Annotated in this window: 20 protein-coding genes; 8 read left to right on the top strand and 12 right to left on the bottom strand. The window is 60.1% G+C overall.

The genetic code is table 11. From position 1 onward, the window contains the following. The first annotated feature begins 122 nt into the window (after nucleotides 1-122). Nucleotides 123-1,898 (top strand): M4 family metallopeptidase, encoded by a 1,776-nt coding sequence (locus tag CF137_RS09580; protein WP_139718852.1) that lies wholly within the window; start codon nucleotides 123-125, stop codon nucleotides 1,896-1,898. Nucleotides 1,899-1,930: 32 nt separating this feature from the next. Here CF137_RS09580 and CF137_RS09575 read toward each other — a convergent pair whose 3' ends face one another. Next, complete coding sequence (locus CF137_RS09575) at nucleotides 1,931-2,824, bottom strand: LysR family transcriptional regulator (protein ID WP_162515903.1); 894 nt, start codon at nucleotides 2,822-2,824, stop codon at nucleotides 1,931-1,933. A 92-nt stretch (nucleotides 2,825-2,916) separates the two neighbouring features. Here CF137_RS09575 and mdtH point away from each other — a divergent pair, with 92 nt between their 5' ends. Further along, complete coding sequence (mdtH, locus tag CF137_RS09570; protein WP_101323680.1) at nucleotides 2,917-4,113, top strand: multidrug efflux MFS transporter MdtH; 1,197 nt, start codon at nucleotides 2,917-2,919, stop codon at nucleotides 4,111-4,113. 134 nt (nucleotides 4,114-4,247) lie between these two features. Beyond that, complete coding sequence (locus CF137_RS09565) at nucleotides 4,248-5,159, top strand: bifunctional helix-turn-helix transcriptional regulator/GNAT family N-acetyltransferase (RefSeq protein ID WP_139718851.1); 912 nt, start codon at nucleotides 4,248-4,250, stop codon at nucleotides 5,157-5,159. Nucleotides 5,160-5,201: 42 nt separating this feature from the next. Here CF137_RS09565 and CF137_RS09560 read toward each other — a convergent pair whose 3' ends face one another. The 5 genes from CF137_RS09560 to CF137_RS09540 form a co-directional block, all read right to left on the bottom strand. Beyond that, complete coding sequence (locus CF137_RS09560) at nucleotides 5,202-5,645, bottom strand: GNAT family N-acetyltransferase (RefSeq protein ID WP_139718850.1); 444 nt, start codon at nucleotides 5,643-5,645, stop codon at nucleotides 5,202-5,204. Between the two features lie 176 nt (nucleotides 5,646-5,821). After that, nucleotides 5,822-7,411: a peptide chain release factor 3 gene (prfC, locus tag CF137_RS09555; protein WP_101317961.1), complete on the bottom strand. Its 1,590-nt coding sequence runs from the start codon at nucleotides 7,409-7,411 to the stop codon at nucleotides 5,822-5,824. Between the two features lie 365 nt (nucleotides 7,412-7,776). Beyond that, nucleotides 7,777-9,642 carry a tetratricopeptide repeat-containing diguanylate cyclase gene (locus tag CF137_RS09550; RefSeq protein WP_162515902.1) on the bottom strand — a complete coding sequence of 622 codons (1,866 nt, stop codon included), beginning with the start codon at nucleotides 9,640-9,642 and terminating at the stop codon, nucleotides 7,777-7,779. A 188-nt stretch (nucleotides 9,643-9,830) separates the two neighbouring features. Beyond that, nucleotides 9,831-11,285: an ATPase RavA stimulator ViaA gene (gene viaA, locus CF137_RS09545; protein WP_101323677.1), complete on the bottom strand. Its 1,455-nt coding sequence runs from the start codon at nucleotides 11,283-11,285 to the stop codon at nucleotides 9,831-9,833. Then, nucleotides 11,286-12,917, bottom strand: coding sequence for an ATPase RavA domain-containing protein (locus CF137_RS09540; protein ID WP_139718848.1), 1,632 nt, complete (start codon nucleotides 12,915-12,917; stop codon nucleotides 11,286-11,288). A 267-nt stretch (nucleotides 12,918-13,184) separates the two neighbouring features. Between CF137_RS09540 and CF137_RS09535 the strand changes: the two genes are divergently transcribed. Then, on the top strand, nucleotides 13,185-13,610 hold the full coding sequence (locus CF137_RS09535) for a DNA polymerase III subunit psi (protein WP_139718847.1): 426 nt from the start codon (nucleotides 13,185-13,187) through the stop codon (nucleotides 13,608-13,610). A 109-nt stretch (nucleotides 13,611-13,719) separates the two neighbouring features. Beyond that, entirely contained in the window at nucleotides 13,720-14,169 is a 450-nt protein-coding gene (gene rimI, locus CF137_RS09530; RefSeq protein WP_139718846.1) for a ribosomal protein S18-alanine N-acetyltransferase, read from the top strand. Nucleotides 14,170-14,207: 38 nt separating this feature from the next. Here the strand turns inward: rimI and CF137_RS09525 are convergent, their stop codons facing one another. Then, on the bottom strand, nucleotides 14,208-14,753 hold the full coding sequence (locus CF137_RS09525) for a hypothetical protein (RefSeq protein WP_139718845.1): 546 nt from the start codon (nucleotides 14,751-14,753) through the stop codon (nucleotides 14,208-14,210). Nucleotides 14,754-14,938: 185 nt separating this feature from the next. On the opposite strand from CF137_RS09525, the gene CF137_RS09520 reads away from it, so the two are divergent. After that, nucleotides 14,939-16,729, top strand: a complete 1,791-nt coding sequence (locus tag CF137_RS09520) for an AMP-dependent synthetase/ligase (protein ID WP_101346306.1) — start codon at nucleotides 14,939-14,941, stop codon at nucleotides 16,727-16,729. A 70-nt stretch (nucleotides 16,730-16,799) separates the two neighbouring features. Here CF137_RS09520 and gshA read toward each other — a convergent pair whose 3' ends face one another. The 4 genes from gshA to CF137_RS09500 all read right to left on the bottom strand — a co-directional run bounded on the left by gshA (nucleotide 16,800) and on the right by CF137_RS09500 (nucleotide 22,712). Next, entirely contained in the window at nucleotides 16,800-18,398 is a 1,599-nt protein-coding gene (gshA, locus tag CF137_RS09515) for a glutamate--cysteine ligase (protein ID WP_139718844.1), read from the bottom strand. A gap of 61 nt (nucleotides 18,399-18,459) precedes the next feature. Then, on the bottom strand, nucleotides 18,460-21,273 hold the full coding sequence (locus CF137_RS09510) for a M16 family metallopeptidase (RefSeq protein WP_139718843.1): 2,814 nt from the start codon (nucleotides 21,271-21,273) through the stop codon (nucleotides 18,460-18,462). Between the two features lie 27 nt (nucleotides 21,274-21,300). Then, on the bottom strand, nucleotides 21,301-21,738 hold the full coding sequence (locus CF137_RS09505) for a YqaA family protein (RefSeq protein WP_139718842.1): 438 nt from the start codon (nucleotides 21,736-21,738) through the stop codon (nucleotides 21,301-21,303). Continuing rightward, entirely contained in the window at nucleotides 21,735-22,712 is a 978-nt protein-coding gene (locus tag CF137_RS09500; protein WP_240038537.1) for an NADP-dependent oxidoreductase, read from the bottom strand. The genes CF137_RS09505 and CF137_RS09500 overlap by 4 nt, the downstream gene beginning before the upstream one ends. Before the next feature lie 56 nt (nucleotides 22,713-22,768). On the opposite strand from CF137_RS09500, the gene CF137_RS09495 reads away from it, so the two are divergent. Beyond that, a complete protein-coding gene (locus CF137_RS09495; RefSeq protein WP_162511886.1) occupies nucleotides 22,769-22,936 on the top strand; it encodes a hypothetical protein in 168 nt (55 codons plus the stop codon). A gap of 52 nt (nucleotides 22,937-22,988) precedes the next feature. Here the strand turns inward: CF137_RS09495 and CF137_RS09490 are convergent, their stop codons facing one another. After that, complete coding sequence (locus CF137_RS09490; RefSeq protein ID WP_101317937.1) at nucleotides 22,989-23,999, bottom strand: Preprotein translocase subunit SecY; 1,011 nt, start codon at nucleotides 23,997-23,999, stop codon at nucleotides 22,989-22,991. A 274-nt stretch (nucleotides 24,000-24,273) separates the two neighbouring features. Between CF137_RS09490 and CF137_RS09485 the strand changes: the two genes are divergently transcribed. Then, the gene (locus tag CF137_RS09485; protein ID WP_101346272.1) at nucleotides 24,274-24,540 is read left to right on the top strand and encodes a hypothetical protein; all 267 of its coding nucleotides are present in this window, start codon (nucleotides 24,274-24,276) and stop codon (nucleotides 24,538-24,540) included. Nucleotides 24,541-24,556: the final 16 nt, after the last annotated feature.

Here is a 24,556-nt window from a genome sequence, read left to right as displayed (position 1 = left end):
CTGCTCCCCCTTTGTGCTGCGCTGTCACATTTGACAGGGGGCACTTTCCCTCAGCGGCACTAGCTTCAAAGCGCCCGACCATGGGTCGGTTCATCAACCTCATCGATTTAAGGAAAGAAGAGATGAATAAAATTTATCTGGCCGTTGTGCTGGCCTGCTGGGGAGGCGCCGCACTGGCGGCGCAAGAGGTAGAGATCAACGTAACGGCAAACGGCATTCGGGCCATGACCGGCCTCAGTGCCGCGAGCGGCACCTTGCAGCTGGAAGATGGCGAGTTTCGTCAGGTGCGGGTGGTCAAACTGCCCAATGGCCAGCAGCGGATCCGCTACGAGCAGGTCTGGAACGGCATCCCGGTGATGGGTCAGGGGGTAGTGGCTGACAAGAGCCTGAACGGCCAGCTGCAGCAGGCCAGCGGGCGCATGTTGCGCCAGATCGATCAGGATGTGGCAAGCCCGACCACCACTCTCTCGCCACAGGATGCCGCCAGCAAGGCCAAGGCGGGCAGCAAGGGGAGCAACGAGCAGGTCAAACTCTACGTGATGCAGGACGAGAACGGGCTGGCCCGGCTGGTCTATCAGGTCTCCTTCATCGCCGAAGGTGACAAACCCAGCCGCCCCTTCGTCATTCTCGATGCCCAGAGCGGCGAAGAGCTCAAACGCTGGGAGGGGATCAACCACAAGAATGCCAGCGGCCCCGGGGGCAATATCAAGACCGGCAAATACATCTACGGCTCCGACTTTGGCCCGCTGATCGTCGATGACAACTGCCGGATGACCAGCCCCAACGTCGATACCATCAACCTCAACCACGCCACGTCTGGCGGCACCATCCACCAGTTCACCTGCCCGGAGAACCGGGTCAAGGAGATCAACGGCGCCTACTCCCCCCTCAACGACGCCCACTACTTCGGCAACGTGGTGTTCGACATGTACCGCAACTGGTACAACACGGCGCCCCTCACCTTCAAACTGAAGATGCGGGTTCACTACAGCAAAAATTACGAAAACGCCTTCTGGGATGGCAGCCAGATGACCTTTGGTGATGGTGCCACCACCTTCCACCCGCTGGTGAGCCTCGATGTCGCCGCCCACGAAGTGAGTCACGGCTTCACCGAACAGAACTCCGGGCTGGTCTATTCAGGACAATCCGGCGGCATCAATGAAGCCTTCTCCGATATGGCGGGGGAAGCGGCCGAGTTCTACATGAAGGGGAACAACGACTGGCTGGTCGGCGCCCAGATCTTCAAGGGCAACGGCTCCCTGCGCTACTTCGAGGATCCAACCCGGGATGGCAGGTCCATCGGCCATGCGGCGGATTATCAGGAGGGGATGGATGTGCACCACAGCTCCGGGGTCTACAACCGCGCCTTCTACCTGCTCGCCACCAGCCGCGGCTGGAACACCCGCAAGGCGTTTGAAGTGTTCGTGCTGGCCAACCGCCTCTACTGGGGCGCCAACACCAACTACCAGCAAGGGGCCTGCGGCGTCAGCCGGGCAACCGCCGATCTGGGTTACAGCCAAGCGGATGTGGCGCGTGCCTTCCAGACCGTCGGGGTCGATGCCAGCTGCGGCACCACGCCGCCACCGAGTGACAAGGTGCTGCAAAACGGCGTGCCGAGGAGCAACCTCGCCGCCAGCAAGGGAGGCAAGCTCAACTACACCCTGACCGTACCGGCTGGCACCAGGTCACTGCAGATCAGCAGCAGCGGCGGCACCGGTGATGCCGACCTCTACGTCCGCTTTGGCAGCGCCCCCACTAGCAGCAGTTACGACTGCCGTCCCTACCAGGGTGGCAATAATGAAAACTGCTCATTCACCAATCCCAAGGCAGGCACCTGGCATGTACAGCTGTCAGGGTTTGCAGCATTCAGTGGCGTGACCCTCAAGGCCAGCTACTGAATCATCCGGTGCGGGCATTGTCCCGCACCTTTCTACTCATTACGCCAGCGTTTGGCCAGCGAACGAGCCGTGGTCAGCACAGCTTCCCGGGCCGGATTGGGCCGTTTGCCGCCGCGCCAGGCCATCATCACGTCCCAGTGATCCTGCGGCAGATTACGCACATCGAGCCTGACCAGCCGACCCACCTCCAGATCCCGCTTGATGGCCAGCTCCGGCATCAGGGTGATAAAGCCGTGCTCCAGCGCCAGATCCCGCGCCGCACTCGCGGGCTGCACCGCATGCAGGGGGCTTGCCGCCCGCCGCAGTCGCCGCAACTGCTGGATAAAGGAATCACAACCGGGCCCCCACACCTGGGGTGCCAACCGCTGATCGGCGATATCCTGCAGGGTCAGACCCGGGCGCCCCGCCAGTGGGTGCAGTGGCGAGGCGATAGCAATGATGGGGGAACAGCAGAGCAGCTCCATCTGCAGGCCTGCAACAGGCGGACACTTGAGCACAAAGCCGATATCGGTCACCCCGGTCAACAACTCCTGCATGATGACCCCGGAGTGATCCGTGGTGCAGCGGATCTCGAACGCCTCGTCCACCAGCTCCATCAACAAGGAACCGAATACCACAGCGGTGAGAGAGGGCAGGCTGGCAAGACGGATACAAGGCAAGGCTGGCGCCCCCTGCAATGCCAGTCGCCCCTCACTCAGGGTGGCAAGTGCCGAGCGGGCCGATGGCAGAAACTGTTCGCAGGCACGAGTCGGCGTCACCCCGCGCCGATGACGCTGAAACAGCGGCGCCCCGAGACTGAGTTCGAGCTGGGCAATCCGTTGGCTCACCAGTGGCTGCGACCAGCTACGAATAGCCGCCGCCTGACTGAAACTGCCCAGCTCGGCGACATCCAGCAGCAATTGCAGATCGTCCAGATCCATAGACATAAATAATCCTGATATGAAATATAGGTAGTTGTCGTCTACCACTATATCTAAACCCTCTCCAGAATGAAGTTATCTGTGAATGAGAGGATGTTATGGTCGATAGGGCGAGATTTTGGGGACGCTGGTTTCTGGCATTGGATACCACCTTGGTGATCCTGGGTTTTTTTGTGGTGATGCCGATGATCAGCTTGCGCTTCGTCGATCAGCTAGGCTGGGCCGCGGGGCTGGTGGGGCTGGCCCTTGGTCTGCGCCAGCTGACCCAGCAGGGGCTGGGGATCTTTGGTGGATCCTTGGCCGACCGCTTCGGGGCCCGCCCACTGATCGTCACCGGCATGTTGCTGCGAGCGGTAGGCTTTGCCACGCTGGCCTGGGCCGACAGCGGCGCCATGCTGATCTTCTCCTGTTTTCTCTCGGGCCTCGGCGGCTGCCTGTTCGACCCGCCACGGGCAGCGCTGGTGATCAAGTTCACCCGCCCCCGTGAACGGAGCCGCTTTATCTCCCTGCTGATGATGCTCGAAAGCGCAGGAGCTGTGACCGGTGCGCTGCTTGGCAGTTGGCTGCTGCGCTTCGACTTCACCTATGTCTGCCTGCTGGGGGCCGGGCTCTTCACTTTGGCCGCCCTGTGCAACTGGACCCTGCTGCCCGCCTACCGCATCTCCGTCAAACCGACCCCGATGCGGGAAGGGCTCGGCAAGGTATTGGCGGATCGCGCCTTCTGCCGGCTGGTGCTGATCCTGAGCGGCTACTACATGCTGTGGGTGCAGGTGATGCTGATCTTCCCGATCCTGGTCAAGCAACTGGCTGGCACCACCACGGCGGTAGGCTGGATGTACAGCCTGGAAACGGCGCTGTCGCTGGCACTGCTCTACCCCATCGCCCGTTTCAGCGAGCGGCGCTTCCGGCTGGAGAACCGGCTGATGGCAGGCATTCTGCTGATGACGGTGGGGATCGGGCTGGTGGCCTTCGTCAGCACCCTCTCCGGCATCTTCGTACTGCTGGCCTGCTTCTATCTGGGGATCATCATCTGTGAACCGGCGCGGGAGACCCTGATGACCAAGCTCGCCAACCCCAATGCTCGTGGCAGCTACATGGGCTTCAGCCGCCTCGGGCTGGCGCTGGGAGGCATGACCGGCTATGTGGGTGGCGGCTCCCTCTATGACTTCTCGCTGCAACAGGGGCAACCGGCCCTCCCCTGGCTGGTGCTGGGTACCATAGGCGTCGTCACCATGCTGCTACTTGCCCGCTGCTTCTCCCGTCGTCCGGAACTGGGGGTGAGAGCCGCCGCCTGACGAACCAGCTTGCCTGCGGCAGCCCCTCTTGGCTGCCGCTCGCCATTGGGTGCCACCATGGCGGCAAAAAGGTTGCGCATCACAACCTTCATGCTATGTTAGTTGTCATGCACAACTAAAAAGGAAACCACGATATGGATCCCCGTCCCCTGCGCGCCCTGTCACGCGATCTGGTGCGCGAACTCGGCATGCTCTCCCAGCAGTGCGGCAATCTGGCCCTCACCCCCATCGAGGCGCACCTGCTGATCGAACTGGAGAACGCCCCCGCCACCAACCAGCAGCTGGCAGAAAAACTGCACATCGACAAATCCAACGCCAGCCGCCCGCTGGCCCGCCTCGCCGAGCGGGAGCTGATCAGCTGGCACCCGCACCCATCCGACGGGCGCAGCAAGGAGGCTCGCCTCACCGTACACGGCCAGGCCATGCTGTTGACCTTGCACCTGGAGATGGACGCAGCGATGGAGGAGATGCTAGCGCAGTTGAACCTGCCCGAGCGGGAGCAGCTGTGGCAAGGGTTGCTGCTCTATCGCAGCGCCCTCTCCCGCGCCCGCCGCCAGCAGGGTTACCATATCCGCCCCATCACGACGGCGGACAATCCCCAGATCGCCATGGTGATCCGCGCCGTATCGGCCGAATATGGCCTCACCGCCGATAAAGGCTATGGGGTCTCCGATCCCAATCTCGATACCCTCTCCCAGAGTTATCAGGGGGAGAAGAGCCGCTACTGGGTTATCGAAGGGCCGGACGGTTCCATTCTCGGCGGGGGCGGTATAGCGCCGCTGGCGGGAGAAGAGGGGGTCTGCGAGCTGCAGAAGATGTACTTTATGCCTACCCTGCGTGGACTGGGCCTTGGCAAGCGGCTGGTATTGCAGGCGATCGATGAGGCGCGGGCACTCGGCTATCAACGCTGCTATCTGGAGACCACAGAGGTGTTGCGGGAAGCCACCAGCCTCTATGAATCACTGGGCTTTGCACATCTTCCCGGCCCCCTCGGCTGCACCGGTCACGGGGATTGCGAAATTTGTATGGTGCTGACGCTGGAGTAGCTCCCCTCATCCCCAACCCTTCTCCCGCAAGGGGAGAAGCACCTAAACCCGTTGGGCATAGTGGTCAAAGGCAGTGATCTTTTGATACCCCTCTGATTCATAGAGCAATTTAGCGGGATGATTAGATATGCCCGTGGCCAGCTTTACGGTCAGCGCATCTGTCTCTTTGGCAAAACTTGCTACCCGTTTTAGCAGGGCCCTCGCCACACCCTGCTGACGGGCCGACTCGACAACATAGAGATCGTTGAGATACCACATCCGCTTCATTGCAACGGAAGAGAATGCGGGATAAAGCTGGGTAAAACCGATGCTTTTCCCCATCTCATTGCGAGCAAGAAAGATGACCGAATCGGCGGCGGTGAGGCGCTCGGCAATGAAGCCGGTCGCGGCACTATGATCCGGATCCTGCCCATAAAACTGGCGGTAGGCATCAAACAACTGACTGGTTTCTTCAAGATGGGCCGGGGTGGCTTGGAGAATGTGCATGCTATGTCCTTATTGCTGCTCTTTCCGAAATCTTCATGACGAAGAGAAATCCTATGTTGGTTTCGTATGGAAAAACAATGGGATATTGTGATCAGGAAGGGAATTATGACCATGTAAAAAGAGACCCCGCCGAAGCGGGGTCTCTTATCATCTGCCAACAGGCAAACCAGCCGTTATCAGTGCTCGCGAGTCTGGCGGAACTCCACGTCGGGGTGACGCTCCTGTGCCAGTCGCAGGTTAACCATGGTCGGCGCGATATAGGTGAGGTTGTCACCGCCATCGAGGGCCAGGTTGACCTCGTTCTTACGCTTGAACTCTTCGAACTTCTTGACGTCGGTCCCTTCCACCCAGCGGGCGGTGGAGACGTTGACCGCCTCGTACAGCGCTTCGACGTTGTATTCGCTCTTCAGACGAGACACCACCACATCAAACTGCAGCACACCGACCGCGCCGACGATCAGATCGTTGCTGATCAGCGGACGGAACACCTGCACTGCGCCCTCTTCGGAGAGCTGAACCAGCCCCTTGAGCAGCTGCTTCTGCTTGAGCGGGTCGCGCAGGCGGATGCGGCGGAACAGTTCCGGTGCGAAGTTCGGGATACCAGTGAACTTGAGATCCTCACCCTGGGTGAAGGTGTCGCCGATCTGGATGGTGCCGTGGTTGTGCAGACCGATGATGTCACCAGCACAGGCTTCCACCGCCTGCTCGCGGTCACCGGCCATAAAGGTCACGGCGTCGGAGATGTTCACATCCTTGCCGATCCGCACGTGGCGCATCTTCATGCCCTTGCTGTAAGTGCCTGACACGATTCGCATAAAGGCGATACGGTCGCGGTGCTTCGGGTCCATGTTCGCCTGGATCTTGAACACGAAGCCGGAGAATTTCTCCTCGGTCGCGGCGACTTCACGGCTCTCGGCCTTGCGCGGCATCGGGGACGGTGCCCAGTCGGTCAGACCATCCAGCATGTGGTCGACACCGAAGTTACCGAGCGCAGTACCGAAGAACACCGGAGTCATCTCACCGGCGATAAAAGCCTCGTGATCAAACTCGGGAGAGGCACCCTGCACCAGCTCCAGTTCGCCACGCAGCTGGGCGGCCAGATCTTCGCCGATGGCGGCATCCAGCTCGGGGTTATGCAGCCCCTTGACTACCCGCTTCTCCTGGATGGTGTGGCCCTGACCAGTCTGATACAGATAGGTCTCGTCCTTGTAGAGGTGATAGACACCCTTGAAGGATTTACCACAGCTGATTGGCCAGGTAATGGGGGCGCACATGATCTTCAGCTCGCGCTCCACCTCGTCCATCACTTCCATCGGGTCGCGTACTTCGCGGTCCATCTTGTTCATGAAAGTGAGGATCGGGGTGTCACGCAGCCGGGTGACTTCCATCAGCTTGCGGGTCCGATCTTCAACACCCTTGGCGGCGTCGATCACCATCAGGCAGCAATCCACGGCGGTGAGAGTACGGTAGGTATCTTCAGAGAAGTCCTCGTGACCCGGGGTGTCGAGCAGGTTGACCAGGCAATTGGAGTAGGGGAACTGCATCACCGAGGTGGTGATGGAGATACCACGCTGCTTCTCCATCTCCATCCAGTCAGACTTGGCATGCTGGCCTGAACCACGGCCCTTGACGGTACCGGCGCGCTGAATGGCCTGTCCGAACAGCAGGACTTTTTCTGTAATGGTAGTTTTACCCGCATCGGGGTGCGAGATGATCGCAAAAGTGCGTCTCTTGGAGACTTCACTCAGAAATTCAGCTGACATAATTCAACATTCTTCTATTGAGCGGTGACCTCGGTCACCGTGGGAATACATCCGGGATGCCGCATTCGACTCACGGCATATTGGGGCGCAATGGTACCTGACCTGCCCTGATGACAGCTATAGCCGCTAACACCCGGCAGTGTGATGGTAATGATGGGGTACCTTGCCTTACATGGGTCTGCTCGCCTGAGTCAAAGCAAAATTGCGCGACATTATACCCGCGCGAGTGAAAAATACCCAGCCCGCGTTCTAACGGCATGATGCCATGACGGCCAGACCGGATCCCCCGCTTGCCAGACCACCCGCACCAGATAGGCAGGGTCAGCCATCAAGCTGTCGACCACGCAGAAATGGGCCGCCGCAAACGGCTAGCTTGCCAGTTCGACCCGGTCCCGCCCATGCTCTTTGGCCCGGTACATCGCCATATCCGCCCGGTGTACCAACCCGGATAACTCGCCATCACGCAGGTCATATTGCGCACACCCTATGCTGACCCGGATCGGCATAGATTCGGGCACACCATCCACCCGCAGGTTGGCCACCTGCAGCCGGATCCGCTCTGCGACTTCGCCCGCAGCCGCCAGCGGCGCCCCCGGCAGCAGCACCATAAACTCCTCTCCTCCGTTGCGACCAACCCGATCCTGACCTCGCAATGAAGCTGATATCGTGCGCGCAACCTCAGTGAGTACCTTGTCACCCATCAGATGACCCAACCGGTCGTTTACCCGTTTGAAGTGATCTATATCGACGATAAGCACGGAGAGATGATTGAGATGACCGCTCTTGGCCCGCAGAAACAGCGCCTCGGCTTGCAACTGAACCTGACGGCGATTCTGGATACCGGTCAACTCATCCGTCAAGGTCAACTGACGCAAGGTGCGGCCGCGCTGCAACTGATAGAGCAATACCAGCAGCAGCATCCCGCCCCCGAGCACAACCGCCATCATCCGCCATCGGCGTGCCGCCTCAAGCGCTACCAACTCTTGCTGCTGCATCTTGCGCCGCACCTGCAGCCGCTCATTTTCCTGCTTCTGTTGCGCCAGGTCTTGCTCAAGCAGCATCTGCAGCCGTCGATGCCCCTGCAGCTCCAGCTCAACTTGCTGATAGGTTTCGATATACCGCTCCAGCTTTTGCAAGCTGGCCTGGTAACGGCCCAACGACTTCAGCGCTGACGATTCAATGCGATACGCTTTTGCCAGCATCTCCTGATGGGCCTCGGACATCAGGGTCGGCACCGCCAGTTCAATATAATCAACCGCCTGCTGATAGAGCCCTTTGTGCTCCATGACAGCCCCACGCAGCAAGTTGCGCATGGCAAGCAGGATCGGTTCAACTTCATTGTCCGGTAGTGGCAGATCAAGCCAGTCCCCCTTGGCAAGGGCTTCATCTACCCGACCCTGAGCGAGCAGGGAATTGGCCCACCATAAGCGGACTTCGCTCACCTCCATCCACAGCTGCTGTGCCATAAAATAGGACTCGGCAAGGGTCAGTAGCGCAATGGCTTTATCATCACGGCCAGTCTTGGTGTAGAGGATGCCCTGGTAGACCCGCAGATCATTGAGCACCCCCTCATCGCCGCTATTGCGATAGCTCAGCAGCAACTCATCGAACAGGACTTCCGCCTGAACGTAGCTCCCCATCCGCCGATAGGTGTTGGCAATCAGGGTTTGTTGACGCAGGCTCAGGCGGGTCAAGCCAATGCCATCATAGAGTGCCTTGGCCTGCTTGAGATGATGCAGCGCTTCCAGCATGTCGCCTTGGGAAGCGAGCATGGTACCGAGATAACTGCGGGCCTTTGCCTGTAACGGGAGTGCGCCAAGCTGGCTGGCCATCGCCAGGGCGGCATCATAATCATCCTTGGCCTTGGCGATGTCACCAAGGCGCTGCCTGAACCAGCCCCGACACAGCCGGAGCCCCGCTTCACTATGAAGATCCTTGCGCCCCTTGATAATCCCCAGTTCACGCTCGGCAAACCGGATCCCCTGCAGATAATCGCTTATATGGTTGGCAGGCCATGAATCACACTGCAGTTGGGCGATCCGGCTCTGGATTGCGCTCGAATGCTGATCTTTTTGGCTGACCAGCTGAGCCACCCGCTGGCGATAATCTTCGCTATAAGAGAAATCCGCCTCCAGCGCCTGCAGCTCTTGCAAGAACGCCGATGGGGCAAGGGTATCCGCTCGCCCAATGGATGGAACCGTGATCAGCAGTAAACAGATGAAAAAATGGAGCATACCCATCTTGGCGGTGTCTTTCTCGGTAAATCGCGGGGGCGCGATTATAGCCTCACTAACTGGACTGTGACTGAATAACGTGACTCAGGTCACGGTGGGCAGCGCCTGTTCGTTGGGTGACTGGCGGGGTTCCCTGAGCAGGAACTGCTGATATAGCGGGGGGATGGCATGCCCCCGACAATGGGGATTCAGTGCTGCTGCCAGCGGCGCAGCAGGCGGCCACGCAGGCCACAATCGAGCAGCCAGCTACGGTCAAAGACCCGCAGCAGCGCCGGTTTGGCGTGGCGAGACATGGCAACGGCGTGAAAACGGGTTCCCCTGGTGCGCTGGGCCGCCAGCAGTTCCACCAGCGAAGCCGGGAGGCGCTGGGCAATAAAATCCGAGATAACCAGTACATCGGCCAGCTCAAATCCCGGGGATTGGAGTTGGCGCAACGCTGCGCTCAGGCAGGGCAGCAAATCGGTGCCGCCATTGAAGGTCATCGCCAGAAATCGCTCAGCTTCATCCAGACCATTGGCATCGGTGAGCTCAAACGTGGCCACATCGGTCGAAAAGAGCATCACATAACAGGCGCGCTGTTCGGACAGCGCCAATTGCAGCAACGCCAACGCCAGTGCCTTGGCGCATTGCTCCGGATAGCCCCCCATCGAGCCCGAGGTATCAATGCAGACAATGACCGGCCCCATGGGCTGCAACGTCTGCTCCCCCTGCTGGGGGACCCGCGGCAGCACGGCATGGCGGGGCAAGGTTCCCCGGGCCTGATAGCTGAGCAGGCGCCGCTCCAGATAGCGGCGATAAAACTCCATTTCCAGCTCTGGTATGCCCAGCATCACCGACTCGCTGGGCAACATCCGCATCAAATCATTCCCTTGATGGATACCCACCAGATCATCCGGCACTTCATCACTGAGTACCTGCTCCTGCACCCGCACCAGTTGTGGGGGCTGCGGGCGCTTGGCTTGCTCATCATCATGCAGGCTGCGCCCCAGGCTGTTGGCAATATCTTGCAGCATCGGCTCTTTGCGCAACATGGCCGCATATTGGCGGATCAACACCAGCGACGCGGGTTGCCACTTGCCCTGCGCCAGATTCCACAAGCCACCAGCCGTGCGATTCTCGGGGTCGAGTACCTGCTCGAGCTCCTCACTGGCGCCGATTTGCGCCTCCAGTTCCTGCTGCAAACGCTGCCGTTCAGCCTCTGCCAGCTCTTGCTGTAACCGCAGCAACGCCGTCACCAGACTGGTGCGCCACTTATCGAGTAATAAGCGTCGCCCCCCTTCCGTCGGGTGCTCGACCAACTGATGAGCCAGTTGCCGCCCTACATCAGCAAAATCACTACTCTGCTCAAGCGCACTGACCAGCGCCGGCAGCCCGGTCACCAGCTCACTGAGGGTGAGCGATATGGCATGCTGATAGAGCAAAAACTCCTGCTCCAGTGCAACCGGCACCGGCGTATGGGCAATGGTGTTATTGACCTGATTCTGCCAATGTTTCAGCCGCTTTTTGATCGCCCGTCCCTGTGCCCGCCCCATCCGGAGGACCCGGCTCACTTGCGTACTGGCTAACATGGCGACCACAACCTCGGTCACCATCTCCCCTTCGGCGAGTGTCAGCAAGGCACTCATTGCGCCAATTTCGAGCATCTATAGCGGGTCTCCACACAACACCGGCAAACGACTCTGCCATTGGCTTAGCAGCGCTGTAGTGAGCGCCATATCTCGCTCCAGGGTAAAGAAGCCCTCTTCAACCGCCATCAACCAGCGGGCGTCGAGAAACTGATGGGGTTGGTGGCCATCGAAGCGGTGCCGCTGGCGGCGCAGATCCACTCGCAAGACACTCAGCTGCTCATTGAGGCGGGTCAGTGTTTGATACCAGGGGGCACTAACCAACCCGGGTAAAGGCTCTCTGCGCACCAGCACCAGCGCAATGGGTCGTCGTTGGCTATCGAGCAGATGCAGTCGCTGCTGCAGATCCAGCTCCAGTTCGAGGGTCAGGCCCGTCTTGCTGCCCGTGGGATGGAACAACACCTTGTCACCACTAAACTGCCAGTGGTCCAGCACCACCTTGTCACACTCCAGGGTCTGCACCTGCAGATCCGGCTCTTCCGGGCTCAATGTGGCCGGGGTGAGCAAGTGGAGGTGGAGCTGCAGCCCCCGCTCCCCCTGCTTTTTCGCCTCGTCCAGCATGAGTTGCCAGCCTTTCCCGCGCTTGCCAAAAAATCCTTTGCCGGGCTCCGCTTTCAGCGCCAGTCTGGCGCTGATTTGCTGTTGGAGTGTTTGCAACTCGCCGGTAATGGCCAGGTGACGGGATATCAGCGCTTGCTGCTGGTAGCAGTGCAGACGGGCAAACTCCTCCATTAACTCGAGCAGGGCCAGCCGGCTCTCGCCATTGTGCCAGAGACAATCTTTGAGCAGCAGCAGATCAAGTGGTGCAACCTCTTGTCTGCTATGGAAAAAGGCACTGGCCTTGCACAAGCGTACCGCCTTTTTCCAGCGTCGGTCCGAGACATAACAGGGTTCATCCGATAAATGGTCGAGCCGTTGTCGCAATTGATAAACCAGTTCGAAGACATCACTTGGCAGGGCAACCTGTTCGATTTCGCCCTGCCACTTCAGATACTCGTCAGCCTGGATCTGCAAGGCAGGAGAGAGATGATGCAAAGTGGCACCATCGCTGGCCAGCATGGCCTGAAAGTTGGCCTTCTCTTGCACCCGATCCATCCAGACCCGCACCAACATCCGATCGTAGAGTGCCTCCAGCCCGCTGTCCGGCGCAGGCAATTCATTGGATGCGCTGATCAGCAACCGCATGGGGATCGGCAGGGTCTCATCCCCATTGCGAAACTGCCGCTCGTTGATCGCCATCAGCAAGGTATTGAGAATGGCCGGCCCCGCTTTCCAGATCTCGTCGAGAAACACCACTTCGGCCTGAGGCAGATAGCCTGCCGTCAATCGCTGGTATTTGCCCTCCTCTTTGAGCGCCTGAATGGAGAGAGGGCCAAACACCTCCTCCGGCGTGCTGAAGCGGGTCATCAGGTATTCGAAATGGCGCGCGTCGTGAAACGCCAGCTTGAGCCGACGGGCAATCAGACTCTTGGCGATGCCGGGGGGCCCCAGCAAGAAAAGACTCTCGCCGCTGAGGGCGGCCAGCAGACCGAGTCGCAACGCATCCTGCCGTTCATAGAGTCCCTCGCCAAGGGCTGCCAGCAGTCGAGGCAGGCGCTCCTGGATGGGAATGACACGCGCAGGGTTCTGTGCTTGAGCTAATGACGACATAGAGACTGTTCCGAAGCTGGGATGATGATAGCCCCAAGACGCGATATCCATTTACTCGGCCCTGGGTTTTGTCTTGTTATGATGTTTATTCTGGTATCTCTTGCAGCAGAATACCCGACTCTGACAGGAAAAACGCAAGATCCCCAGGATCCGCTGCCAGCGCTGTTTTGCTGACAACGCTTTGCAAAGGGGTGCAGCAAAAGCGGTTCGAGTGTACCCTTCGCAGCACTATTTTCTCCAACGCAGATCAAGAGTGAGTCGCCCCCGATGCAAGATCCCGTACGTCAGAGCATGTTGACCCGCATGGGTATTCAAAGCTGGCAGCTGCGTCGTCCGGCATTGCTGGGCGAAGGCCACACTCCCGAGCTGGAGCAACATACCGGCCAGACGACACCGGCCAGCAGCGCCCCGCGGCCCAGCGGCAAACTCTGGTTATTGGCGCCCCGGTTACCGCCCACTGCGCTGTTGGCGGATATTTGCCAACTGCTGGGCGTCACTCCCGACGAGGTCTCGCTGCTGAGCGAGTTGCCACCCGCCGACCTGCCATTGGCGGGCCAGCCGCCCCTGATCTGGCTGACCGATGCCAACCCCGAGCGGCCGGATGCGCTGATCTGCCCGCTCGCCCCCAGCGCCGCGCAAAAGCGGGCCTTGTGGCAACAGCTGCGCCAATACCTTGCCCATCCGGCAGCATGATCTTGCATCATGCCTCAGGCCCCCTCACAAATGCCGCTCTTTTTACCTGATTTTACAAAAACCGCACGGGCAGACCCTGCCACCCACAATCCAGCACCCCGGAGCCCCCATGCCTGAGTTTCGTCCCCTACTCGAGAGCGATTTCGAGCTTGTCTATCCCATCGAGCAAGCCGCTCACAAAGAGCCGTGGAGTCAGGCCAACCTGCTCTCCTGCTTCGGCCCTCGCTACCTCAATGGCTTGATGCTGGTAGACGGTCGCCCGGCGGGCTTCTATATCTCGGATCTGGTGGCCGGTGACAGCTCGCTGATGAACATCTGCGTCCACCCGGCGTTTCAGGGCAAGGGATTGGGACGGGCGCTGTTGCAGGCCTATCTGGCTCGCAGCAAGCAAGCAGGGGCAGAGGCCTGGTTCCTCGAGGTGCGGGCTGGCAATCACACCGCCATCTCCCTTTACGAAGGCGCCGGCTTTGCCGAATATTGCCGCCGTGCTGACTACTATGGCACCGGCAATGATCGGGAAGATGCGGTACTGATGTCGCGGCTGTTCGATTTCGGCTGATCCAGCCCCCTCACCACACTAAACCGCCTTGCCCCGTTTCAATCCAGGGGCGCGTTATCCAGCGCGGGATCCTGCAAAGCCAGGGTGGTGTGGAGCACCGCCTCGAACCCGGCAGCTGACAGCGGCATATAGAAGCCCCGCTGCCAGGTTTTTCCCGGCATCCAGATCTGTTCGATATCCACCACTATCTTGATGGGCTTGAGGGGCTGGCCCGGCTGCTGGACATAAATGCCGGGCGGCGTGGCCACCTTGGGGAAGCGGCGCAAGATCTGCTCGCTGCCATCCCCTTCGCCCGGATTGAGCCGCACCTTCACCAGCTTGGCCAGCGGGCCTGCCATCTCCTTGTTCTGCCAGAATTTCTTCTCCAAATCGCCACAACGGCGGCACTTGGGGGTCTCCAGCACATAGAGCAGCGGATAGCCCAGGGTCAACGCTTGTTGCTGTGCCATATGATACCCCTCGGCCCCCTGATACCAGGGATTGGCAGGGGCCTTCGGCGCTTGGCCCACAAAAAACCAGGCCGCACCGCCACCCACCACCATGAGCCCAACCGCAGCCAACGCCCCTTTCACCCACAGATTCATATCGTTAACCCTCCTGCTACTGATCTGCAGTATCGGCCAGCCTGCGCAAAGGCATAGCTATTTGCATGCTTTGTGATCCAAGACAAACGGCGAACACTTGTAAGCTGTAATGTTGGAGTTTAAACTCTACCCCGATTTTTAGTGCCCTAACCGGCGTACAACTGTAATTAAAGGATGCTTGACTGATGCCGAAGCTTCATCTGGTTCGACTGATGCGTGAACGTATTACCCAGCTTGGTAACAAGGCGGCCCTGCGGGTTCAGCAAGATGGTCAATGGCGTGCTATCGGCTGGCGCACCCTGGGTCAGGCCATGGATTACTGCGCCCAGGCGCTGATCCGCTGTGGTCACCAGCCCACCGAAATGGTCGGCATCTACGCACGCAACATGCCAGAGTGGACCCAGGCTGATCTCGGCATCCTTGCCGCCCGCGGCGTCAGCGTCCCCATCTATCCCACCAGTACCCTGGATCAGGTGCGCTATATCGTGCGTGACGCCAAGATTGGCATCCTGTTCGTCGGTGAACAGCCCCAGTTCGATCAGGCACTGACGCTGCTGCAAAATGGCGAGATCCGCCAGATCGTCGCCCTCGATGGCAACGTCAATCTGCGTGGCTGCCCGCAAGCGAGCTACTTTCAGGAATTTCTGGTCTCCGGCAACCACCAGCCCAGTGAACAGCAACTGCGCGAGCGCGAGCAGCAGTACCGGATGGACGATCTGCTGACCCTGATCTACACCTCCGGCACCACCGGCGAGCCCAAAGGGGTCATGCTCGATTTCGCCAACATCGCTGCCTGTTTCGAGATGCACAATAGCCGCCTCGATTTGAACGAGCAGGATGTGTCGCTCTGCATGCTGCCACTGAGCCATGTGTTTGAGCGGGTCTGGAGCTTCTACGTGCTCTACTGCGGCGGCGAGAACGTCTATATCCGCGATCCGCAGAAGGTGATGGAGGTGATTGACGAGGTGAAACCGACCGTGATGTGCGCCGTACCGCGCCTCTACGAGAAGGCCTACGCCATGATCCAGGCCAAGGTTGCCCAAGCGCCTGCCCCCCGTCGCGCCCTGTTTGGCTGGGCTACCCGGGTCGGCAAACAGATGGTCGCCACCCGTCAGGCTGGCAAGTCAGCCTCTCCCCAGCTCTATGCCCAGCTCTGGCTCGCCGAGCGGCTGGTGTTTCGCAAGCTGCGCGCCCGTTTTGGCGGCCGCACCCGCTTCCTGCCGGTGGCGGGCGCCCGTCTGGCCGACGATGTGAACCTCTTCTTCCAGGCCATGGGGCTTAACCTCAAGTACGGCTACGGCATGACCGAGACCACCGCCACCGTCTGCTGCTACGAAGATCAACAGTTCAAGCTGGGCTCCATCGGTACTGTCTTGAACGGGATCGAGGTGAAACTGGGGGAGAACAACGAACTGCTGGTGCGATCGCCCACCGTGATGCGTGGCTACTACAACAAGCCACAAGCCACCGCCGAAGTGATGACCGAGGATGGCTTCCTGCGGACCGGCGATGCCGGTGATCTCGACAGCAAGGGCAATATCTACTTCACCGAGCGCCTGAAAGAGCTGATGAAGACCTCCAACGGCAAGTACGTGGCGCCACAAGTGGTCGAGGGCGCCATCGGCAAGGATCGCTTTATCGAGCAGATCGCCATCATCGCCGATGCCCGCCACTTCGTGTCGGCGCTGATTGTCCCCTGCTTCGAGTCGCTGGAGGAGTACGCCCGCTCCATCAACCTGCAGTACCAGAACAAGAGCGAGCTGCTGCGCAACTCACGGGTAATGGAGTTCTTCGAAGCCCGCATCGCGGACCTGCAAAAAGAGCTGGCCAAGTTCGAGCAGGTGAAGAAGTTCACCCTGCTACCGAGCGCCTTCTCCATGGAGTTAGGGGAAATAACCCCCACCATGAAGCTGCGCCGCAAGATCATCGAGGCCAAATACCAGCGCGAAATCGAGGCCATGTATAACCACGCCTGATCACGCTCAGATTCCAAGTAATAAAAAAAGCCGCTCACTTGAGCGGCTTTTTGCTTTTACAAGCCTGTCATCAGACAGTTGTCTTGCTGGTCCCGAAGTAGTCAGCCAGGAAGTCGTCAAACGACAGGCTGTCGCTGCGCTCGCGTTCCCGCTGCTTGGCCAGCGAATCCTTCGCCTCACCGGCGAAATAGGCGGCATCCCAGTACTGCAGCTCCCCTGCCAGCAGATCCTCGCGATAACGGGTCGCCAGCTTGTCGCCATAGCAGCCGTTGTCTTTACCACTCTCCAGCAGATCTTTGAGCATGCGGGCGGAGTAGGTGAGCTCGGGGTTGAGCAGCTTCTCGCGATGCATCGCCAGGGTCTCGCGATAGCGGTTGCGGCCGCAGCAGCGATCCAGCAGCTCGGCCACCTCAGCCAGCTCCTCGAACAGCTTGAGCCCGTACTCTTTAAGGCCAATGGCATTGCCCTGCTCATCTTCAAGCGTTAGGCCGGGGCGACGCCCTTCCAGCACCACCTTGTTCTGATTGCGGCGGTTGCGGGCAATCTCCTCGTCACTCTGCAGCGCGGACGGGCGCAGCAGGCACCAGACCAGGAACAGGTCGAAGAAGCGGATCTGGTCGGCATCAATGCCGAGCGGGGTGAAGGGGTTGACGTCCACGGTGCGCAGTTCGATGTATTCGATGCCGCGCTGATCGAGCGCATCGGACGGCTTCTCGCCGCTGCGCGGGGTGCGCTTGGGGCGGATCGGCGCGTACAGCTCGTTCTCCAGCTGTAGCACGTTGTCGTTGAGCTGACGATACTCGCCATCCACTTTGACGCCGATCTTGGCAAAGTCAGGATTGTGGGTGTTGATGGCGCGACGCAGGCTGCTGACATAGGCCGGCAGATTGTCGTGGCTGATCTTGAGCCCCGCCTGAGCGCTGTTGGTGTAACCGAGATCGGAGAGACGCAGCGCGGTGGCGTAAGGCAGATAGAGGGTGCCCTTGCCGGTCTTCTCGAACGGCAGGTTGCTCTTGCGCCCTTTGAGGAAGGATTCGCAGATGGCTGGCGATGCGCCAAACAGATAGGGCACCAGCCAACCGAAGCGATAGACGTTGCGGATCAGCCCCATGTACTTGTCGGAGATAAAGCGCTGGCTGCAGCAGCCGACACACTCCAGCTCCTGCCACTCGCTCCAGAAGCTGTCCGGCATCGAGAAGTTGAAGTGCACCCCGGCGATCACCTGCATCAGGCTGCCGTAGCGGTTCTTCAACCCCTGCCGGTAGAGGGTTTTCATCTTGCCGATGTTGGAGCTGCCGTATTGGGCCAGCCGGATGCTCTCCTCGCCACCGACGAAGCAGGGCATGGAGAGCGGCCAGATCCGCTCCTCACCCAGATGCTGCATCACATGGTGATGGATATCACCGAGCTGCTCCATCAGGCTGTCGATGGAGTCGGTGGCCGGGGTGATGAACTCCAGCAGACTCTCGGAGTAGTCGGTGGTGATGTTGGGATGAGTCAGGGCTGAGCCCAGCGCCCGGGGATGGTTATTCTGGGCGAGTTTGCCATCCGGGGTGATGCGCAGACATTCACGCTCGATCCCGCGCCGGATCCCCTTGAGTGCAGTCAAGCGCTCCGGTGACCCCAGAACGTTCAGCAACTCGGTGAGTGACAAGCTTGTAGTAGTCATATTCACGGCTCATGTGAGGCCGCCCCATCCGGGGCGGCTCTTGATTTTTATAAGGTGCCCGTTACGGCAACTGCAGCGGATAGATGGGAAGATGCAGCTCCTTCAGGGGTTTTTCAAGCTTTTGCTTGTCTCCCACCACCACGATCACCATGTCGGCCGGATTGAGCCAACGGGCGGCACTGGCCTTCAGCGCCTCGGGCGACACCGTCTTGATCAGGTTGTTCTGGGCCTGCACATAGTCCGGTTTCAGGTCATACATCACCATCTGCAGCAAGAAACCCGCCTTCTGGCCGAGAGTCTCGTAAGAGAGGGCATCCTGCTGGGAGACAGCGCTGCGCATATAGGCCAGCTCCACCGGGGTCGGGCCACTCGCACGATAGTTATCCATCTCTTTGAGGAACTGGCGGATGGCATCGACGGTCGCATCGGATCGCACATTGGCGCCGGTGGCAAAGGTGCCCACCTCGCGGTTGGCGGAGAAGCCGGAGCTGGCACCATAGGTGTAGCCCTTGTCTTCCCGCAGGTTGAGGTTGATGCGGCTGTTGAAGTTGCCACCCAGGTTGAAGTTCATCAGCCCGGCGGTGAAGTAGTCACCCGTGGTATCGAACGGCATGGCGCGACGGCCGATGCGGATCACCGACTGGGGCGCCCCCGGTTTGTCCACCAGATAGATGCCCGGCTTGGCCTGCTCGCCCTTGAGCTTGAGATCACCCAGCGCTGGCGTGGCACCTTTCCACTCGGTCAGGAAGCCAAGTTGCTCCTCAATCTGCTTCTGGCTCACATCACCGGTCACCACCACTTTGGCGTTGGTCGGGTTGTAGTAGGCCTGATAGAAGTGCTTCACATCCGCCAGGGTCAGCTTGGCCACATCAGCCAGCACCCCGTCAGCGGGTTGACCGAGGCGGTTCTGCTTACCGTAGACCAGCTCGCGGAACGCCTGTCCGGCCAGCCACTCGGGCTGCTGCTGGGCCTGCTGCATCCCTTGCAGCAGTTGCGCCTTGACCCGCTCGAAATCCGCCTCCCGCATACCGGGGCGCTCGAACACTTCCCGTGCCAGCGCTAGGGTCTGGGGCAACTTGTCCACCAGCGAGCTGATGGTGACGAGGTTGTTGTACTGGGCGCTGGAAACATTGATAGAGGATCCCAGCTTTTGCAGCTCGTCGCTGAGCTGGGCCTCGGTCAGACGTATCGACCCCTGCCCCAGCATGGCGGCGGTCAGATTAGCCAGCCCCAGTTGCCCTTTATCCTCGGCTCGAATGCCGCCCGGCAGGGCGATCATGATGGAGACCGCGGGGATCTCGTCACTTCGGGTGCCGATAATCTCGATGTTCTTGTCGAGCTTGCCGTGCCAGATGGCGGGCACCTTGACGCTCACCGCCTCACCGACCTTGGGCTGCACGCTGCGATCGAACTTGTCTTTTACCGGTCGTTCGGCCAGCGCTTCGTCATGCTTGCTGTAATCCGGCAGCTCCCGCTGGGCGGGGGTAAAGTTCGGGGTGGCGACCTGCCAATCCGCCTTGCCCTTGGGCACCACACTCAGCACCACCGCAGGCTTGCTGGCGATGAACTTGTCGTAGGCGACCTTCACCTGCTCCGGTGTCACCTTGCCGATGGCATCGAGGGTCTTGAATACATAGTTGGGATCCTGGGTAAACACCTGACCCATGGCGAGCTGGCTCACCTTGCCGGAGACGCTGTCCAGACCCCAGATAGCGGAGGCACGGTACTTGGCGATCGCTTTCTCCAGATCTTCCGGCTTGAGGCCGCGCTGGGCGAATTCGCCGATCACCTTGTCCACCTCACCCTTGAGGGTCTTGAGGCTGCCATCCTGCGACGGATTGGGGTAGGCGTAGACGGTCAGGGTACAGGCCAGCTCTTCACAGTAGTGGGACGCCCCCACATCGATCGCCTTGCCGGTTTTCACCAGCGACTGGTAGAGCATGGAGCTGGCGGAGCCGCCGAGCACGTCGGCAAACATGTCGAGTGCTGGCTCCTGCGGATCGCCAAGGGAGACAGTGGGGTAGCTGATATAGAGCAGCGGCAGGTGTACCTTGTCCTGCAGCGTCACATAGCGGGTCTCGGGCAGAGTCACCGGCTTGGGCGTCGGCTCGGCCACGTCCGGGCCGCGCGGGATGGAGCCGAAGTACTGCTCGATCCACGCAAGGGCCTGCTTGCTGTCAAAGTCGCCGCCGAGGGTCAGGGTAGCGTTGTTGGGGCCATACCAGCGCAGGAAAAACTGCTTGAGGTCGTTCACATCGACCCGGTCGAGATCTTCCACGTAGCCGATAGGCTGCCAAGAGTAGGGGTGAGTGCGCGGATAAAGCGCCTCCCCCACTTTCTCGCTCACCAGCCCGTATGGCTGGTTGTCGACCCGCTGGGCCCGCTCGTTCTTGACGGTGGCGCGCTGGATCTCGAACTTCTTCTGGCTCACCGCATCGAGCAGGAAGCCCATCCGGTCCGCCTCCAGCCAGAGCACTTTCTCCAGCTGGTTGGCCGGCACGGTTTCGTAGTAGTTGGTGCGGTCCTTGTTGGTGGTGCCATTCATGTCGCCACCGGCCTCGTTGATGATCCGCATATGCTCCTGATCACCGACGTGTTTCGAGCCCTGGAACATCATGTGCTCGAAGAAGTGGGCGAAGCCGGACTTGCCGACCGTCTCGCGGGATGAACCGACGTGATAGGTCACATCGAGGTGCACCAGCGGATCAGAGCGATCGGGGGCCAGGATCACGGTCAGGCCGTTGTCCAGCTTGTACATCTGGTAAGGGATGGCGAGCTTGCCCTCCTCCTTGCCCTGTTCGGAGATCAGGGTCGGTGCCGCCAGCACCGGCAGGGTAAAGCCCAGCAGAATCGTTAAAGGTATGACTTTGTTCACGGTAACCTCGTGAGTGACAAAAACAGGCTAGAAAATGTGACTGGCCAGCAGAAAAACCAGGGCATAACGGAACAATTTGCCGAGCCCGATCAGGATGAGAGAGCGCCAGAAGGAGAGGCGCAGCCAACCGGCCAGCAGACAGAGACCATCACCGACCAGCGGCGTCCAGGCAAGCAGCAGACACCAGTGACCATGTTGTTTGAGCCAGCCTAAGGCTTTTTGTTCCCCACGGCCTTGAAAATCTTCCGGTTTTTTCTTGAAAGTAGCGAGCCAGCCGAGCCACCAGGTGGTCATGGAGCCGAGGGTATTGCCCAGCGTCGCCCACAGCAGCAGGCTCGCCATGCTCCACTCCCCCTTGGCCGCCATGGCCCCCAGCAGCACTTCGGAGCTGCCGGGCAGCAGGGTGGCGGAGGTGAAGGCGCTCAGAAATAGCCAGATGAGCCCCATCTCGGTAATGCCATTCATCCGGGCAGGCCATCGGCAGCTGGCATCCGCAGCAGCAGCTTGCCGCGCACATGACCCCCTTCGATGGCCTGGTGGGCCAGCGCCCCCTCCGCCAGCGGGAATTCACCGGCGAAGGTGACCTTCACCTCCCCCTGCCGCAGCAGCATCAACATCTGACCCAGCTGCTGCTGGTCAGGGTGAACCAGCATACCGACCACCTCGATACCCGCCGCAGCCCCAGCATCCTTGATCAGCTGGGCAGTGATGGTGGGCACAGTCACCAAGCGGCCACCCGGCTTGACGCAGGCCAGCGCCGCCTTGCCGCTCTCGCCGCCCACCAGATCCAGTACCAGATCGACCTGACCGGCCTCTGCCACCACCACAGCTGGCCAGTTCGCATCGTGGTAATCCACCATCCAGCGCGCGCCCAGTGCGTGCAGGAAGCCATGGTTATCCTGGCTGGCGGTGGCCACCACCTCGGCGCCACAGGCACTGGAAAATTGCACCGCCAGATGGCCAACCCCACCGGCGCCAGCGAGGATCAAGACCCGCTGGCCGCGCTGGAGGCCGCCGTGCTCAAACAGCCCCTGCCAGGCGGTGAGACCGGCCAGCGGCAGCGCCGCCCCTTGCTTGAGGCTCACCCCGTCGAGCTTGACCAGCTCGCTTTCGCTGGCCACCACAGACTCCCCGTAGCCACCGGCGCTTAGGGGAAAACCGACCATGCCGCACACCAAATCCCCTTCGACCAGCGAGGTCACGCCGGAGCCCAGCTTCTCCACCACGCCGGAGATGTCATAACCCGGCGTCCAGGGCAGCTTGTCCTTGTTCTGGGCCGCCGCCCAACCGAGGCCAGCCCGGGTCTTGGCATCGATGGGATTGACCCCCGCAAAGCAGATGCGCACCCGCACTTCGCCATCGGCAGGCACCTTATCGAGGGAAGGGTTGAGCTTGAGTACCGAGGGGTCACCGAATGCGGTAATCTGTAGCTGCGTCATTGCACAATCCATCCTGTTGATTGATCAAGGGTCAACAGAATAACAGTGAGGACACCATGGCTCGAATGTTTCTTATTCCTCTGTTGCTGGCGCTGGGGTGGTTGGCATTTTTGCTCTACTTCCGCATTCCCCTCAAAAAGGGGGCCAAGGGGTTTTACTGGATCATCGGCATCGGTGGCGGACTGGCCGCCTTCCTCAGCCTGATGATGGTGCTGACTCACTGAGTGCGCAGCCACTCGATAACAAAAAGGCCACCGCGTTCCGGTGGCCTTCTCATTATCCGGGTTGCTGCTCCAGCAGCGGATTGAGGTAGTAATGGCGATTGCCCCCCTGCCCCAACACCCCTTGCGACAACAGATGGTGGAACACCCGATCCACCTCCTCCAGCGAGAGTGACAACGCCTGCGCCACCGAGCGTTTACTGCACTTAAGCTCACCACTCTCCAGCGCACCGCGCACCTGCGCCAGCATCTCGGGTGCGGGCTCGGGGGGCATCATCAGCTCGGGTTGAGCCGCCAGCGCCAGCGCTTCCTGCGCCTCGAGACGGGCTTGATCCTGCTGCCAGCGCCACATCCGGCGAAAGCGGTTCTCCTCGCCGATCAGGCTGACGAAGAAGGCGCCGAACACGTCGAGCAACACAGATAGGAAACAGACCAGCAGGAACTGCACCTGACTGATGCTCATCCCCACTCCGTCCGCCAGGCTGCTCATCAGCCCCAGCATCGAGGATTGTTCGTTGACCGGCTTGGCATCGCGCTGCTGACGCAGCTCATCCTGCTGCAAGCGCAGCTTGGTGTTGGCGTGTTGCAGGGAAGAGACGCCGCTGGAGATACGCTCCAGCTCGATGTATTTGCGGGCGGCCTCCTCGTTGAGCTGGATCTGCCGCTCGATGCTGGCAATCTGCTCGTCGAAGCGGGCCAGTTCCCGCTCGTGGCGCGCCTGCTGGCTCAATACCGTGTTAGTGGCACTGTTGATGCCGCCGATACTGCCGCCGATGGAGATGGCCGCCAGCACGCTGTAGAACAGCAGCGACCAGACCGCGCCGCTCAAATCCCGCCGCGCCTTGCGCTCACCGTACTCGTACCAGACGTAAAACTTGCCCAGCTCAAAGATGATGGCCAGCCCGCCAAACAGCCACTTCATCAGCGGGTTGTCATCGATGGAGAGGAACAGCAGCAGGGAGAAGATGATGGAGGCCAGAATGGCCAGCCCGGTGAAACTGTATACCGTCGTCAGAGCAAACCACCCCTTGGGGTAGCGCAGTGCGGAGGAGTCCTGTGTGGTCATGATGAAGGGGTGTGCTGTGCAGGAAAAGTTGGCTGCCGATTATAGTCGCCAGACTCGCACAGAGAAGGGCAAATGACTAAATTCCTTCAGATTGACAACCAGCTGCCCAGAGTGCGACCAAAACGGACAAATCAGCAGCAGAAAACCGGTACAATCACCGACAGACCTAATCATATGGTGAGGTTATGTACGGTTCCGCTCGGGTTCAGCCCGACCGGCGTACACTGACCCGCAGTTGCAATTATTCGAGGCCATCATGAACAGAACAACCACTATGATACTGTCCCTGCTGCTCGCAAGCAGCGCGACCATCGCGGCGCCACAATCCCAGGAACCCCAAGGTTCTGAACTCTCGATCGACCAGATCAAATTTAATCTGGACTGGGATGACAAGCAGTTCGGCTGGTCACAGAGTGACTGCCTCGATTTGGGGGTGGGCGACAGCGTCCCCTCTGATTGCAACACAACACGATTCAATCTGGAAGATGAAGAGAACCGCAACCAGCCACCCAGTACCAATCAAGCCCCGGCCAACCAGTAGGGTGGCCAGTAATTAA

It is taken from the genome of Aeromonas sobria, assembly GCF_006243315.1.
Taxonomy (GTDB): Bacteria; Pseudomonadota; Gammaproteobacteria; order Enterobacterales; family Aeromonadaceae; genus Aeromonas; species Aeromonas sobria_A.
Note: the sequence above shows the minus strand (reverse complement) of the source record. Positions and strands in the feature narration are given on the sequence as shown.

What these genes read in the sequence shown, in the direction of transcription:
- CF137_RS09580 (WP_139718852.1), top strand. Translation starts at nt 123, where the DNA reads ATGAATAAAATTTATCTGGCCGTTGTGCTGGCCTGCTGGGGAGGCGCC.
- CF137_RS09575 (WP_162515903.1), bottom strand. Translation starts at nt 2,824, where the DNA reads ATGTCTATGGATCTGGACGATCTGCAATTGCTGCTGGATGTCGCCGAG.
- mdtH (WP_101323680.1), top strand. Translation starts at nt 2,917, where the DNA reads ATGGTCGATAGGGCGAGATTTTGGGGACGCTGGTTTCTGGCATTGGAT.
- CF137_RS09565 (WP_139718851.1), top strand. Translation starts at nt 4,248, where the DNA reads ATGGATCCCCGTCCCCTGCGCGCCCTGTCACGCGATCTGGTGCGCGAA.
- CF137_RS09560 (WP_139718850.1), bottom strand. Translation starts at nt 5,645, where the DNA reads ATGCACATTCTCCAAGCCACCCCGGCCCATCTTGAAGAAACCAGTCAG.
- CF137_RS09550 (WP_162515902.1), bottom strand. Translation starts at nt 9,642, where the DNA reads ATGCTCCATTTTTTCATCTGTTTACTGCTGATCACGGTTCCATCCATT.
- viaA (WP_101323677.1), bottom strand. Translation starts at nt 11,285, where the DNA reads ATGCTCGAAATTGGCGCAATGAGTGCCTTGCTGACACTCGCCGAAGGG.
- CF137_RS09540 (WP_139718848.1), bottom strand. Translation starts at nt 12,917, where the DNA reads ATGTCGTCATTAGCTCAAGCACAGAACCCTGCGCGTGTCATTCCCATC.
- CF137_RS09535 (WP_139718847.1), top strand. Translation starts at nt 13,185, where the DNA reads ATGCAAGATCCCGTACGTCAGAGCATGTTGACCCGCATGGGTATTCAA.
- rimI (WP_139718846.1), top strand. Translation starts at nt 13,720, where the DNA reads ATGCCTGAGTTTCGTCCCCTACTCGAGAGCGATTTCGAGCTTGTCTAT.
- CF137_RS09525 (WP_139718845.1), bottom strand. Translation starts at nt 14,753, where the DNA reads ATGAATCTGTGGGTGAAAGGGGCGTTGGCTGCGGTTGGGCTCATGGTG.
- CF137_RS09520 (WP_101346306.1), top strand. Translation starts at nt 14,939, where the DNA reads ATGCCGAAGCTTCATCTGGTTCGACTGATGCGTGAACGTATTACCCAG.
- gshA (WP_139718844.1), bottom strand. Translation starts at nt 18,398, where the DNA reads ATGACTACTACAAGCTTGTCACTCACCGAGTTGCTGAACGTTCTGGGG.
- CF137_RS09505 (WP_139718842.1), bottom strand. Translation starts at nt 21,738, where the DNA reads ATGAATGGCATTACCGAGATGGGGCTCATCTGGCTATTTCTGAGCGCC.
- CF137_RS09500 (WP_240038537.1), bottom strand. Translation starts at nt 22,712, where the DNA reads ATGACGCAGCTACAGATTACCGCATTCGGTGACCCCTCGGTACTCAAG.
- CF137_RS09495 (WP_162511886.1), top strand. Translation starts at nt 22,769, where the DNA reads ATGGCTCGAATGTTTCTTATTCCTCTGTTGCTGGCGCTGGGGTGGTTG.
- CF137_RS09490 (WP_101317937.1), bottom strand. Translation starts at nt 23,999, where the DNA reads ATGACCACACAGGACTCCTCCGCACTGCGCTACCCCAAGGGGTGGTTT.
- CF137_RS09485 (WP_101346272.1), top strand. Translation starts at nt 24,274, where the DNA reads ATGATACTGTCCCTGCTGCTCGCAAGCAGCGCGACCATCGCGGCGCCA.